This window comes from Streptomyces malaysiense (assembly GCF_000980885.2).
In the GTDB taxonomy this organism is placed as follows: domain Bacteria; phylum Actinomycetota; class Actinomycetes; order Streptomycetales; family Streptomycetaceae; genus Streptomyces; species Streptomyces malaysiense.
This window is the reverse complement of record NZ_LBDA02000012.1, coordinates 318,974-331,472: the sequence shown is the minus strand read 5'-3', so window position 1 is coordinate 331,472 and position 12,499 is coordinate 318,974. Positions and strand designations below refer to the sequence as shown.

General features: G+C 72.0%; 12 protein-coding genes. 6 read left to right on the top strand and 6 right to left on the bottom strand.

Annotation, left to right across the window (positions count from 1 at the left end; translation table 11 throughout):
* Positions 1–34: 34 nt before the first annotated feature.
* Together VT52_RS07185 and VT52_RS07180 are read right to left on the bottom strand one after the other, a co-directional pair.
* On the bottom strand, positions 35–607 hold the full coding sequence (locus tag VT52_RS07185) for a PadR family transcriptional regulator (RefSeq protein WP_046421795.1): 573 nt from the start codon (positions 605–607) through the stop codon (positions 35–37).
* A gap of 248 nt (positions 608–855) precedes the next feature.
* Complete coding sequence (locus VT52_RS07180; protein ID WP_046421794.1) at positions 856–2,370, bottom strand: SulP family inorganic anion transporter; 1,515 nt, start codon at positions 2,368–2,370, stop codon at positions 856–858.
* A 403-nt stretch (positions 2,371–2,773) separates the two neighbouring features.
* On the opposite strand from VT52_RS07180, the gene VT52_RS07175 reads away from it, so the two are divergent.
* The 3 genes from VT52_RS07175 (at position 2,774) to VT52_RS07165 (ending at position 5,626) form a co-directional block, all read left to right on the top strand.
* Positions 2,774–3,199, top strand: a complete 426-nt coding sequence (locus tag VT52_RS07175) for a MerR family transcriptional regulator (protein WP_206306451.1) — start codon at positions 2,774–2,776, stop codon at positions 3,197–3,199.
* 327 nt (positions 3,200–3,526) lie between these two features.
* Complete coding sequence (locus tag VT52_RS07170) at positions 3,527–3,988, top strand: CBS domain-containing protein (protein ID WP_046421792.1); 462 nt, start codon at positions 3,527–3,529, stop codon at positions 3,986–3,988.
* A gap of 339 nt (positions 3,989–4,327) precedes the next feature.
* Complete coding sequence (locus VT52_RS07165; protein ID WP_046421789.1) at positions 4,328–5,626, top strand: ArsB/NhaD family transporter; 1,299 nt, start codon at positions 4,328–4,330, stop codon at positions 5,624–5,626.
* A gap of 71 nt (positions 5,627–5,697) precedes the next feature.
* Here the strand turns inward: VT52_RS07165 and VT52_RS07160 are convergent, their stop codons facing one another.
* Positions 5,698–6,942: an FAD-dependent monooxygenase gene (locus VT52_RS07160; protein WP_046421788.1), complete on the bottom strand. Its 1,245-nt coding sequence runs from the start codon at positions 6,940–6,942 to the stop codon at positions 5,698–5,700.
* A 289-nt stretch (positions 6,943–7,231) separates the two neighbouring features.
* On the opposite strand from VT52_RS07160, the gene VT52_RS07155 reads away from it, so the two are divergent.
* Both VT52_RS07155 and VT52_RS07150 read left to right on the top strand, forming a co-directional pair.
* Positions 7,232–8,911: a chloride channel protein gene (locus tag VT52_RS07155; RefSeq protein WP_206306456.1), complete on the top strand. Its 1,680-nt coding sequence runs from the start codon at positions 7,232–7,234 to the stop codon at positions 8,909–8,911.
* A 91-nt stretch (positions 8,912–9,002) separates the two neighbouring features.
* A complete protein-coding gene (locus VT52_RS07150; RefSeq protein WP_046421785.1) occupies positions 9,003–9,248 on the top strand; it encodes a hypothetical protein in 246 nt (81 codons plus the stop codon).
* Between the two features lie 59 nt (positions 9,249–9,307).
* Here the strand turns inward: VT52_RS07150 and VT52_RS07145 are convergent, their stop codons facing one another.
* From VT52_RS07145 to VT52_RS07135, 3 genes are all read right to left on the bottom strand, one after another.
* A complete protein-coding gene (locus VT52_RS07145; protein ID WP_046421783.1) occupies positions 9,308–9,946 on the bottom strand; it encodes a hypothetical protein in 639 nt (212 codons plus the stop codon).
* 171 nt (positions 9,947–10,117) lie between these two features.
* On the bottom strand, positions 10,118–10,654 hold the full coding sequence (locus VT52_RS07140) for a MarR family winged helix-turn-helix transcriptional regulator (protein WP_046421782.1): 537 nt from the start codon (positions 10,652–10,654) through the stop codon (positions 10,118–10,120).
* 34 nt (positions 10,655–10,688) lie between these two features.
* Positions 10,689–11,786: a PP2C family protein-serine/threonine phosphatase gene (locus VT52_RS07135; protein ID WP_046421780.1), complete on the bottom strand. Its 1,098-nt coding sequence runs from the start codon at positions 11,784–11,786 to the stop codon at positions 10,689–10,691.
* Between the two features lie 159 nt (positions 11,787–11,945).
* Between VT52_RS07135 and VT52_RS07130 the strand changes: the two genes are divergently transcribed.
* Positions 11,946–12,452, top strand: a complete 507-nt coding sequence (locus VT52_RS07130) for a nitroreductase family deazaflavin-dependent oxidoreductase (protein WP_046421779.1) — start codon at positions 11,946–11,948, stop codon at positions 12,450–12,452.
* Positions 12,453–12,499: the final 47 nt, after the last annotated feature.

Sequence of the window (12,499 nt, the reverse complement as noted above, 5' to 3'; positions counted from 1 at the left end):
CCGGTCCCGTCGGGCCCGGCAGGACCGGCGGGGGTCAGCTGTCCGGACCGAACCGGGCCAGCGTGGCGAGCACGTCGTCCAGCCAGCCGATCATCATCCGCTCGTAGGCGATGCCGCCGCGCAGTACGGCGTGCTGCAGCTCGCGCTCCGCGTCGGGCGGCGCCCCGGGACCTGCCGGGCCGGCTCCGGTTTCCGTGAAGTCCCGTGCCTGGCCCGCGAGATAGTGCGCCAGCCGGTCCCGGTGGGCCTGGCGGTGACGCTCCACCTCCCGGATCAGGGCGGCCGGGTCGTCGAAGGCGGCGCCCCGGATCTTGACGGCCAGGTCGTGGCGGACGCTCTCCGGTTCGATCGGGTCGTGCAGCCAGGAGGACAGCGCGGCGCGGCCGAGGTCGGCGACGCGGTACTCCTTCTTGTCCGGCCGGCCCTGTTGCGGGACGTCCCGCGCGTCGACCCAGCCGTCGTTCTCCATACGCTTGAGCACGCGGTAGATCTGCTGGTGGGTCGCGGTCCAGAAGTAGCCGATGGAGCGCTCGAAACGCCGGGCCAGTTCATAGCCGGAGCCCGGCTTCTCCAGAAGCGACACCAGGATCGCGTGTTCGAGCGCCATGCCGTCGATCTTTCTATGCAACTCGTTGCATAGCAAGCCTCGTCCGCACCGATGCGACGCGGGTCACCCTCCGGCCGCCCCCTGTCCCGAGAGCCGGCCGGCAGGCGTCCGCGACCCGGCCGAGCCCGTCTTCGGTGCCGTCATGTCCCCGCCCGGCCTTCACGTCCGCGGCCGCGTGCCGGGCGCCCCGCGGCGCGCCGGGACCTTCTTCGATCCGGGGGCGGGGGACCGGCGGGCCCGCGGCCGGCTCAGTGGCCGGCGGTGAGTTCGCCGCTGAGCCTGCCGTGGAGGTGGGCACTGGGGTTGTTCAGGCCGATGATCTCGACGGTCTTCCCGCGCTGGGCGTACTTGGTCTCGATGGCGTCGAGCGCGGCGACGGACGAGGCGTCCCAGATGTGGGTGCCGGTGAGGTCGATGACGACCTTGTCGGGGTCGTCCGCGTAGTCGAACTGGGTGACGAGGTCGTTGGAGGAGGCGAAGAAGAGCTGACCGCTGACGGCGTAGACGACCTGGGTGCCGTCGGGGTCGGTGACGGAGGTGACGTCGGTGAGATGGGCGACGCGGCGGGCGAAGATCACCATGGCGGTCAGGGAACCGACGACGACGCCGATGGACAGGTTGCCGGTGGCGACGACGACGATCACGGTGACGACCATGACGGCGGTCTCGCCGATCGGCATCCGCTTGAGCGTGGCGGGCTGGATCGAGTGCCAGTCGAAGGTGCCGACCGACACCAGGACCATGACGGCCACCAGCGCGGCCATGGGGATGGTGGAGACGACGGGGCCGAGGACGATGCACAGGACGAGCAGGAAGAAGCCGGCCAGGAAGGTCGACAGGCGGGTGCGGGCCCCGCTCTTGACGTTGATCATGGTCTGGCCGATCATGCCGCAGCCGCCCATGCCGCCGAAGACGCCGGTGACGATGTTCGCGATGCCCTGCCCGACCGCTTCACGGGTCTTGTCGGAGGGGGTGTCGGTGAGGTCGTCCACCAGCTTCGCGGTCATCATCGACTCCATGATCCCCACCAGGGCCATGGCGAAGGCGTAGGGCGCGATGACGCCGAGGGTGTGGAGGGTGAACGGCACGTCAGGCAGGCCCGGCACGGGCAGGGAGGACGGCAGCTTGCCCTTGTCTCCGACGGTGGGTACGGCGATCCCGGCCGCGACGGTGATCGCGGTCAGGATCACGATCGCCACGAGGGGCGCGGGCACCGCCTTGGTCAGCCTGGGGAACAGCAGCATGAGCGCCAGACCACCGGCGACCAGCGGATAGACGGGCCAGGGCACGTCCCGCAGGTTGGGGATCTGGGCGGTGAACAGCAGGATGCCCAGTGCGTTGACGAAGCCGACCATCACGCTGCGCGGGACGAACCGCATCAGCTTGGCCACTCCCAGCGCGCCGAGGACTATCTGGAAGACGCCCGCGAGGATGACGGTGGCGATCAGGTAGCCCAGCCCGTGCTGGCGGACGACGGGGGCCACGACCAGGGCCACGGCGCCGGTGGCCGCGGAGATCATCGCCGGCCGGCCGCCGACGAACGCGATCACCATGGCCATGGTGCAGGCGGCGAACAGCCCGACCTTCGGGTCGACGCCGGCGATGACGGAGAACGAGATCGCCTCCGGGATCAGAGCGAGACCGACCACCAGGCCCGCAAGGGCCTCGGTCCGGAAGACGGCCGGAGAGAGCCAGGCGGGCCGGCCGGGCCGGCGCGGCAGCCCGGTGGGCGAGAGGCGGGACGAGGGCGCGGAAGAAGGCAAGGGGGCGGTTACCTGTCGTGCTCGGGCGCACCCCGGGGCGGGAGCCCGCCGGGACGCGGATACGGGGACGCGGCAGGCCGGACGCCAGGCCGCTGACCGGCCCGCCGCGGGCGGGCCGGAGGTCTTCGGGAACCGGCGCCGGGCGGGAGGGGCCTCGCGCGCGGCCGGTTTCAGAAGCGGCGGATCACGGGGGGAGAACGGCGGCGCCGGGCCTCGTCAGCTCGCGCACGCTTCTCCTGCGACAATCGGATCTTCGCCGGAGGCGTCATCGACCCCGGCAGAGCGACGGCGAGACAGCGGCAGGCCGCCCCTCGCCGTCGGCAACTCTACCCTAACGTTAGGGTAGGGATGGGCGGGCGTACGGACCGGGCACCGCCTCGGCGCGCAGGGCTGGAGGACGGGCGTGGACGGCAAGCACATGCAGATCGGCGAGGTCGCCGCGCGCACAGAGCTGTCCCTGCGCACGATCCGGCACTACGAGGAGACCGGCCTGGTCGCCCCCTCCGCCCGCTCCCAGGGCGGATTCCGCCTCTACACCGAGAACGACGTCGCCCGTCTGATGGTGATCCGCCGGATGAAGCCGCTGGGCTTCACCCTGGAGCAGATGCGCGACCTGCTGGACGCCATCGACCGCCTCGACGGCGATGACGACCTCGGCGCCGAGGAGCACGAAGCCCTGCTGGAGCGTGTCCGCGGCTACGAGCGGGACGCCGTGGAGCAGGTGGAGAGGCTGCGCGTCCAGCTCTCCCGCGCCGCGGACTTCGCCGCCACCCTGCGCCGGCGCATCGAAGCGCCGAAGCCGCCGTCCGCGGACCTGCGGACCTCCTGAATCCGGCACGCCCGGCTCGACCCGGCCCCGGCCCCGGCCCCGGCCTCGAACGGGTGCCCCGGCCGGGTACCACCAGGCTCGACCGGACCCCACCGCGTCGCTCCGGGCCGGTCCGCCGGGCGCGCCCGTACCTCCGGACCGGGGCCGTATCATCCCGTCCAGCACGATGCGCGCGGTCTTTGGCCGGCACAGCGGGACGGCGAGGGCGGGGTTTCCGCACCGCCCGCGCCCGGTGGGCCGTCGGGGTTCGCCGCGCGGCGGGTCGTTCCGGTCGCCGCGTACACGTGCCGCTTGCGCACAGGCACCGGAAGGACGACAGGAGACGACGTGCGAGCACGTGACCTGGCAGTGGAGTACAAGACCGTCGGTATCGACGACGACGCCACGGCGGCGGCGACGCTCATGGCCGAGCACGGACTGCCCGCTCTCCTGGTCCTCGACGACAGCGGCGCGCCGAAGGCGATCCTGCCCGCCTCGCAGATGGTCAAGATCCTGGTCCCGGGCTATGTGGTCGAGGACCCGACGCTGGCCGCGGTGGTCGACGAACGGCACGCGGACCGGCTGTGCCAGGCCCTCGAGGGGCGCACGGTCCGTGAGTGTCTGTCGGCGAACGTACCCGCGCCCCCGGTGACCGACCCGGACGCCACCGTCCTGGAAGTCGCCGCGCTGATGGCCCGGGTACGCAGCCCTCTCGTGGCGGTCGTGGAGCGGAACGGGGCGGCGACGCGTCTCCTCGGAGTGATCACCGCGACCCAGTTGCTGCACCGGCTGCTGGGCTCCGCCTCCTGACCCCGACGCCTCGATCCGGTCAGCGATCTGTCAAGAACGCATCAAGAGAGGGTACAGTTTCGCCCGGTGTGCCGGGAAGTCTGGTCGGCGAGCAGGGGATAACTGTCTCTTCCGATCGGGGGCCTTCGCCATGAGTGCAATAACAGCGTGTGCGCTCCCGCCGGCGGCACCCGCGGCGGAGGTCGTTCCACCTCCCCCTCTCCCCCACCTCTCCCTTCCTCTCCTGGGCGGCTCGACATCCCGTCGTGCGCCGAGCACATCCACTGACGATCGGCCCCGCGGCGACGGCGGCGCCGGCCGGGTCGCACCACACCGAGCCCGCCCCGTGACCGGAGGACCGTGAAGGACTGGCAGAGCTGGGCGGCGATCATCGTCTTCGCCGGCGCGTACACACTGATCATCAGCGAGAAGATCCACCGGGTCGCCGTGGCCCTGGGCGGCGCCGGGCTCATGCTGGCCATCGGGGCGACCGACGACATCTCCGCCTTCTACTCGGAGGACTCCGGCATCGACTGGAACGTCATCTTCCTGCTGATGGGCATGATGATGATCGTCGGCGTGCTGAAGAAGACCGGCATGTTCGAGTACCTGGCCATCTGGTCGGTCAAGCGCGCCCACGCGAAACCCTTCCGCGTGCTGAGCATGCTGGTCGTCCTCACGGCGGTCGTCTCCGCGCTGCTGGACAACGTCACCACGGTTCTGCTGATCGCCCCGGTCACCCTGCTGGTCTGCGAACGCCTGGCGCTGCCGTCCGCGCCGTTCCTGATCGCCGAGGTGATGGCCTCGAACATCGGAGGTACGGCGACCCTCGTCGGCGACCCTCCCAACATCATCGTCGCCAGCCGGGCCGGACTGACCTTCAACGACTTCGTCGTCCAGCTGGCCCCGCTCGCCGTCGTCCTGGTCCTCGCCCTGCTCGCCCTGTGCCGTGTGATGTTCCGCGACTCGTTCGCCTACGACGAGGAACGCGCGGCCGAGATCATGGAGCTGAAGGAGCGCGAGGCCATCAAGGACCCCCGGCTGCTCGTCCAGGGCCTGTTCGTGCTGGCCCTGGTGATGGCGGGGTTCGTGCTGCACCCTGTGCTCCACTACGAGCCCAGCATCATCGCCCTGCTCGGCGCCGGGCTGCTCGTCGCCGTCTCCACGGTCGACACCCAGGAGGTCCTCTCCGAGGTCGAGTGGCCCACGCTCGCCTTCTTCGCGGGCCTGTTCATCATGATCGGCGGGCTCATCGACACCGGCGTCGTCGGTGAACTCTCCCATCGGCTGGGCGATCTGATCGGCGGCAACGAACTGGGCGGTGCCCTGACCCTGCTCGGCGGCTCCGCCGTCCTGTCCGGTGTCGTGGACAACATCCCGTACGTCGCCACGATGGCCCCCGTCACCGGTGACCTCGTACGCGACATGGGAGGCGCGAGCGGCCACGTGCTGTGGTGGGCTCTCGCACTCGGCGCCGACCTGGGCGGCAACGCCACCGCCATCGGCGCCTCGGCCAATGTCGTCGTCCTCGGCATCGCCGAACGCAACCACCAGCCCATCTCCTTCTGGCAGTTCACCAAGTACGGCCTGATCGTCACCGCCGCGACGGTGGCGATCTCCCTCGGCTACGTGTGGCTGCGCTACTTCGGTCCGGTCTGAGCCTTTCACCCGGCCCCGCTCGGGCGCCGCTACGGGGGTGATCACCTCCGGCGCGCCCGGTACGGAGGTGATCACCGGCCGGGCGGACCCGCGCTCTCGCGGCCGACGACGGGTTCGCGGCCGGTCACCCACGGCGGGATGGTGGCCAGCCTGCGCAGCGGCGGACCCGCCCTTCCGGTGAACGCGGTGCCGGCCAGCCGGCGCGCGCCGGGCAGGCCGAAGGACCGCAGGGCGAGGCGGCGGAGCCGCAGGTCCCGCGTCGACTCCGGGACGAACCAGCGGGCGGCCTGCCGGGCGGTGCGCTGGGCGCGGGTGACGACCGGCCGCCACTTGTGTTCGTAGCCGGTCAGCGCGTCCTCGACGCGGGCGGCCCGGGCCAGTTGGTCGGCCAGGACATAGGCACCGCCGACCGCGAGGGAGGCGCCCTGGCCGGCCAGTGGCGACACGGCCTGGCAGGCGTCGCCGACCAGGACGACCCGCCCCCGGCTCCAGCAGGGCAGCTCCACCTGTGCCACCTGGTCGTAGTAGATCCGCGTGGACGGATCGCAGGCGGCCAGGACGCGGGGGGCGAGCCAGCCCGCCGCGGCGTACTCCTCGCACAGTGCCGCGTGCGCGTCGGCGGGAAGGCGGTCCGCCCCGCCGGGGTGCACCGCGAACACCGCGACCCTGCCGTCGCGCAGGGCGTACAGGCCCAGTTGCCGGCCCAGGGTGTCGGTGAGGCAGAAGCGGTCGCCGATCTCCGCGTGGCTCACCGGGTCGTCGACGGTGAAGGCCGCGGTGTGGTAGCCGAGGTGGCGTACGTAGCGTGCTTCGTCGCCGAACACCAGGCCGCGGACGGTGGAGTGGATGCCGTCGGCGCCGACGAGGAGGTCGGCTTCGATGCCGCTGCCGTCGGTGAGGTCCACGCGCACGCGATCGGGCCGGACGTCGACACGGGCCGGGCCCACGCCGAAGCGGAGCCCGACGGCCAGGGACAGCCTCTCCCGCAGGGCCAGTTCGAGGTCGGGCCGCGCGATGCTGAGCAGGCGCCCGCGGACGGAGCGGGCGAGACCGTCGTACCGGAGTCCGGCCCGGCGCCGCCCGTGCTCGTCCACGAGCACCATCTCGGAGACGGGCTGGCTGAGCTCCTCCAGCCAGGGAAGCACCCCCATGGCCTCGGCCGCGTCGTACCCGGGCCCGAAGAAGTCGATCACATAGCCCTCGGCGCGCGGCCGCGGCGCCCGCTCCAGAACCACGACCTCCCAGCCCAGCACGTTGTGCAGACGGCCGGCCAGGGCGAGCCCCGCGATCCCGGCGCCGCAGATGACGACCTTCATCGATCCACCCGCCTCTCCCCCGTTCTCCCCCTCATGCACACTGTTCTTTTTTGCACTATGCAAAGCCGGGACGTCAAGAAGGCTGCCCGCATCTCGGTCCGGACCGTCCCGATGGATGGACAGCCGGTGCGTACCTCCGTCTTGTTTTGCATAATGCAAAAGTGAGGAAGGAGATTTGATGAGCGCCATACCGGCGACATTGGACAGCAAGCACCCGACCGGCGATCAGACACCAGGTCCCGCCCCCGCCCCGAGACTCACGGCGCTGCGCAACGCCCCGTGGATCGTGATGGCACTGGCCGTGGTGGTCGGCGCCGGGGCGGGTGCCGGCTCGGTCGTCTTCCGCTGGTGCATCCAGACCTTCACCCGCCTGCTGTCCGGTCACGGCGACTACGCGGCCTCCCCCGGGGCCACGAATCCGCACGTACCGTGGCTGGGCCCGTACTTCGTGCTCCTCGCCCCGGTCGTCGGCGGGCTGCTCTACGGCCCGCTGGTCAACCGGTTCGCCAAGGAGGCACGCGGGCACGGGGTGCCCGAGGTGATGCTCGCGGTCGCCCAGCGCGGCGGCCGGATCAGTCCCAAGGTCGCCGTGGTCAAGACGCTGGCCTCGGCGCTGACCATCGGCTCCGGCGGTTCGGTGGGCCGCGAGGGCCCCATCGTGCAGATCGGTTCCGCGCTCGGCTCCACCCTCGGGCGGCTGATCGGGGCGACCGAGGGCCGGATGAAGCTCCTGGTCGCCTGCGGCGCGGCGGGCGGCATCGCGGCCACCTTCAACGCTCCCCTGGCGGGTGTCTTCTTCGCCATGGAGCTGATCCTGGGAACCTTCTCGGCGGAGGCCTTCGGCGCGACCGTACTGGCCAGCGTCACCGCCAGCGTGATCGGGCGCGCCGCGTTCGGCGACAACGCCTTCCTGAACCTGCCCGACTTCCATGTCGACCACCTGACCCAGTACGGCCTGTTCGCCCTGCTCGGCGTCATCGCCGCCGTCGTCGGCATGAGTTTCACCCGCTTCCTCTACCTGATCGAGGACGCCTGCGACTGGCTCTGGCGGGGCCCCGAGTGGCTGCGCCCCGCGGTCGGCGGACTGGCGCTCGGCGTGGTCCTGCTCGTCCTGCCCGAGATGTACGGCGTCGGCTACCCGGTCCTGCAGAAGGCGACCGCGGGCGGCTACGCGGCCGGCTTCCTGCTCCTGCTGCTGGTCGGCAAGATGGTGGCGACCAGCCTCACCATCGGCATCGGCGGCTCGGGCGGCGTCTTCGCGCCCAGTCTCTTCATCGGCGCCATGCTCGGCTCCGCCTACGGCATCGGCGTCCACCACCTGCTGCCCGGCACCGCCGGCGCGGTCGGCGCGTACGCCCTGATCGGTATGGGCGCGGTGTTCGCGGGCGGGGCCCGCGCACCGATCACCGCGGTGGTCATCCTCTTCGAGCTGACCGGCGAGTACTCGATCATCCTGCCCCTGATGCTGGCCATCGTGCTGGCCACCGCCACCAGCCGGCTGCTCTCCGGCGACACCATCTACACCCTCAAGCTGCGCCGCCGCGGCATCGACCTGGAGGGCCCCGCCCAGGGAGCGGCCATCGGCGCCCAGCACGTCGGCACCGTCATGGAGCCACTGCCCGCCCCGCTGCCCGCGGCCACGCCGCTCACGGACGCCGCGGACCTGCTCAGCCTCTCCGGACACGGCGCCCTCCCGGTCGTCGACGACAACGGCGCGTACGTCGGCGTCGTCACCGCCCAGACCGTCGCCGAAGCCCTGGCGGAACAGCCGGACGCGGCGCCGTCGACCGTGCGGCAGCTCGCCGAGCCGCCCGCCGTGGTGACCGCCGACCAGCCGCTCGCCCAGGCCCTGCACACCCTCCTGGCCTCCGCCGGAACCGGGATACCCGTCCTCGACACCGACCGGGGCAGCCCGGTGGGCTGGCTCAGCCACCAGAGCGCCCTGCGCGCCGTGCACGCGACCGCCTGAGCGGGGACCGATCGGCCCGCGGACTCTTTTGCACTGTGCAAGACTGGGTATCGGGAACCTCGATGGATACACCGCTCCAAGGAGGTAAACCGTGGAAAAGGACCACGTCCGCCGCGCCTACTCGTTCGCTTGCCTCGACTGCGGACACGGCTGGGAGAACACGTACGACATAGACCTGACCGTGGAGGACGACGCGCAGATACTCGCCGTCTACCACCTCGACGGCAGGCTCGTGCCCTCCCCGCTGCAGTCGCCGCGCTGCCCCGCCTGCGAGGGCCGCAAGATCCGCATCATGCGGCCGGGACGGGTGGCTTCCGCGCGTCGGCACGAGACGTGATGGCGGTCGAGCCCGTTGTCCCACCGCCCGTCGCGGGGCGGTGGGACAACGGGCTCGACTCACACGGTCCCGGACTGAGCGGGCAGGCGGTACGAGCGCACCACGGCGGTCGCACCGGCGGCGAGCAGGGCCGCCCCCCAGCGCGCCGGGCCGCGCCACGGTCCGGGGCCACCCGTCGCACCACGCGGCGGCACCCGCTCGCGGGGGTCGTAGACGACGTCGATCGTGTCCCCGGGCCGTATCGACCCGTCGCAGCCGCGCCAGATGCGGATCCCGAGCGGGACGCCGTCCCGGTTCGTCACCGCGCACAGGTAGTGGCCGTCACCGCCACCCGCCATCCGGGCGGCCTCGACGGACGTCACCATCACGGACCGCACCTGGCCGCGCTCCGCCAGCACCATGCCGGCGGCCGCCTGCGGCGCCTGGAGGGCGAAGCAGACGCCGAGCAGGGCGGTGACGCCGACCAGGGCGCGGCCGGCTCCGACGGAGACCAGGTACACGGCCAGAGCGGCCACGACCGCCAGTCCGGCCTCACCCCGGGCCAGCGCGGTGACGCCCGTCCACGCGCCCAGGAGCGCCGTTCCGAGGATGGCCGAAGCCGCGACGGCTCCCACGAGGACGCCTTTGCCGACGAGCCGGGCCGGTGGGGGCCCGACGAACTCGGCGGGCCCCCACACCGCGGTCCGCAGGTACGTCATGAGGTGCGGTTCGGGGGGAGCCGGCGGCCTACGCCTGCGGCGCATGCGATCCCCTCCGCGATTCCTCTGCCCGAGCCGATGTCCGTCGCACCGCTTTCTTGCATTATGCAAAAAATGGCTCGGGGAGAAAAGCGCGGGCCGGCCGCGTGCGGCACCCGTCCGGACCCGGGGTCAGGCGCCGGGCGTCACCGCTCCGTCCATGATCCATCCGAGCGGGTGCGGCTCCGGAGCGTCCGCACTGGGAGCCTGCGGCTCCCCTCCGGCACGGTTGAAGGCGCCCAGGGCCTCGATGAGCGCGAGCCGCTCGGTCGGGCGGAGCCGTTCGACGATGGCGGCGATCTCGGCCCGCCGCTTGGCGGTGACGTCCTCGACGACCCGCCGGCCCTCCTCCGTCAGCGTCAGAAGGGTCTCACGGCGATTGGCGGGGTTGGCCCGGCGGTCCGCGAGCCCCGTGGCGATGAGCCGGTCGACCATGCGCATGGCCGTCGAGGGTGCCACCTGGAGCAGTTCGGCCAGCTCCACCAGTTTGGTCGTGCCCCGGGTGGACAGCACGACGAGCATCCGGAACTGGGCGACGGTCGCGCGGTCCTCCACGGCGGCGAGCGATCGCGCGGAGACCGCCACCAGCAGACGGGAAGCCGTCAGTACTGCTCTGGTGACCGCGTCGACATCGTCCAGGGCGTCCGCGGGGGTCTCTCGTTCCGGCATGACTCCTTTTTACCGTGCCTGGCACGCCAATTGCTCATCCGAGGGCACCGGGTTTCCCTTCCGTGTGTCCGTGATAGCGGAGCAGGAGCATCGCGGCGTCGTCATGGAGCGGACCCTCGGCGTACCGGACCAGGTCCTCACGCAGAGCCTCCAGGGCGTGATCCGCGTCGGGCGTCATGAGCAGCGTCCTGCGGTCGGCGAGCGGGTAGAACGAACCGCCGGGGTCCCGGGCCTCGGTGACACCGTCCGTGTACAGGAGCAGCTGGTCCCCGGGCACGAAGTCCACGCGGTACGGGGCGGGCCGCTCACCACCGTGCCCGCCCAGACCGAGCGGCAGGGCGAAGGCCTCCGGCTCGGGGAAGGCGACGCCGCCGTCCTCGTGGACGATCATCGGAGCCGGATGACCGTGGTTGAGGAAGACGACCTCCTCCCCGGGGCCGAACTCGGCGAGCACGGCGGTGACGAACTTCTCCCCCTCCAGTTCCCGGGCCACGCTGCGCTCCAGCCGCTCGCTCACCCCGGGAAGGTCGGGTTCGTCGTACGCCGCCTCGCGGAAGGCCCCGAGCACCACGGCGGCCGTCTCGACCGCCGCGAGCCCCTTGCCCTGGACATCGCCCATGATCACCCGGACCCCGTAGGGCGACGCGACCACCTCGTAGAGGTCGCCGCCGATACGGGCCTCCGCCACCGCCGAGGTGTACGAGACCACCGCCCGGAACGGGCCCGCGGTGCGCGGCACGGGCCGCAGCAGCACCCGCTGGGCCACTTCCGCGATCGATCTCACACTGGCCAGCTCCGCCTCCTTGCGCGAACGCATCACGGCGGCGACGATGCCCGCCCCCGTGACTCCCACCACGGACGCCATGGCCGTGAAACCGCGCCGCTCCTCGAACAGTCCGTCGTAGACGCCGAGGCCCACGCAGAACAGCAGGGCCGCCACACCGATCAGCGCCGTGCGCCGCCAGCCGCCCACGAGCCCGGAGAAGGCGGGCCCGAGCGAGACCAGCGGCAGGAAGCCCACTCCGGGCCCGGCGACGACATCGGCCACGGCCACCACGGCCATCGCCCCCACCGGCAACCACGAAAGCATCGCCGAGCCGGACACGGGCGCATCCGGTCTTTCCACGGTCATCTGTCCTCCAACGCAGCCCGAGAGCCGCCCGGACGCTTCTGCCGCAGAGGCCCTCCCCGTCTTTAGACTATGCAATGGTTCTCGTGGTGAGCATTCGGTTGCCCCGCTCACCCGACGGAAGCCGTGACCCGCCCCTGTCCGACCTGCCGAAAGGCGAAGATGTCCAGCAGACCCGCAGCGTCCGTGCAGTCCCGCTCCCCGCGCGGCTGGCGGCGATCGGCCGCGCGACTGCCGATCATCGCCTTCCGCGCGGGACTGGGCGGGCTCTTCGGCGGCAGGCTCCTCCTGCTCCACCACACGGGACGTGTCACCGGGCGGAGCCATCTGACCGTCCTCGAAGTGGTGGAACGCGAACCGGACGGCCGGGGGTGGACCATCGCCTCCGGCTTCGGCCCGCAAGCCGACTGGTACCGCAATCTGCGGGCCCGTCCGAAGACCGTCATCCAGGTGGGGGCCCGGCACCACGCCGTCACGGCCCGCTTCCCCGCCGCCGAGGAGGGCGCGGACATCATGGCCCGGTACGGCCGGCGCCATCCGCGGACCGCGCGACGGCTGTGCGCGTTCATGGGCTTGCCGGCGAACGGGAGCGAGGCGGGGTTCCGGCAGGCCGGGCGCGCCATCCCCTTCGTCCGGCTGACGTCCGGCGTGGACCCCTGGGACGATTGAGCGGTCCCGGCGGCAGGAGTGCCCCAGGGGCGCCGGCGGCTGCCCCG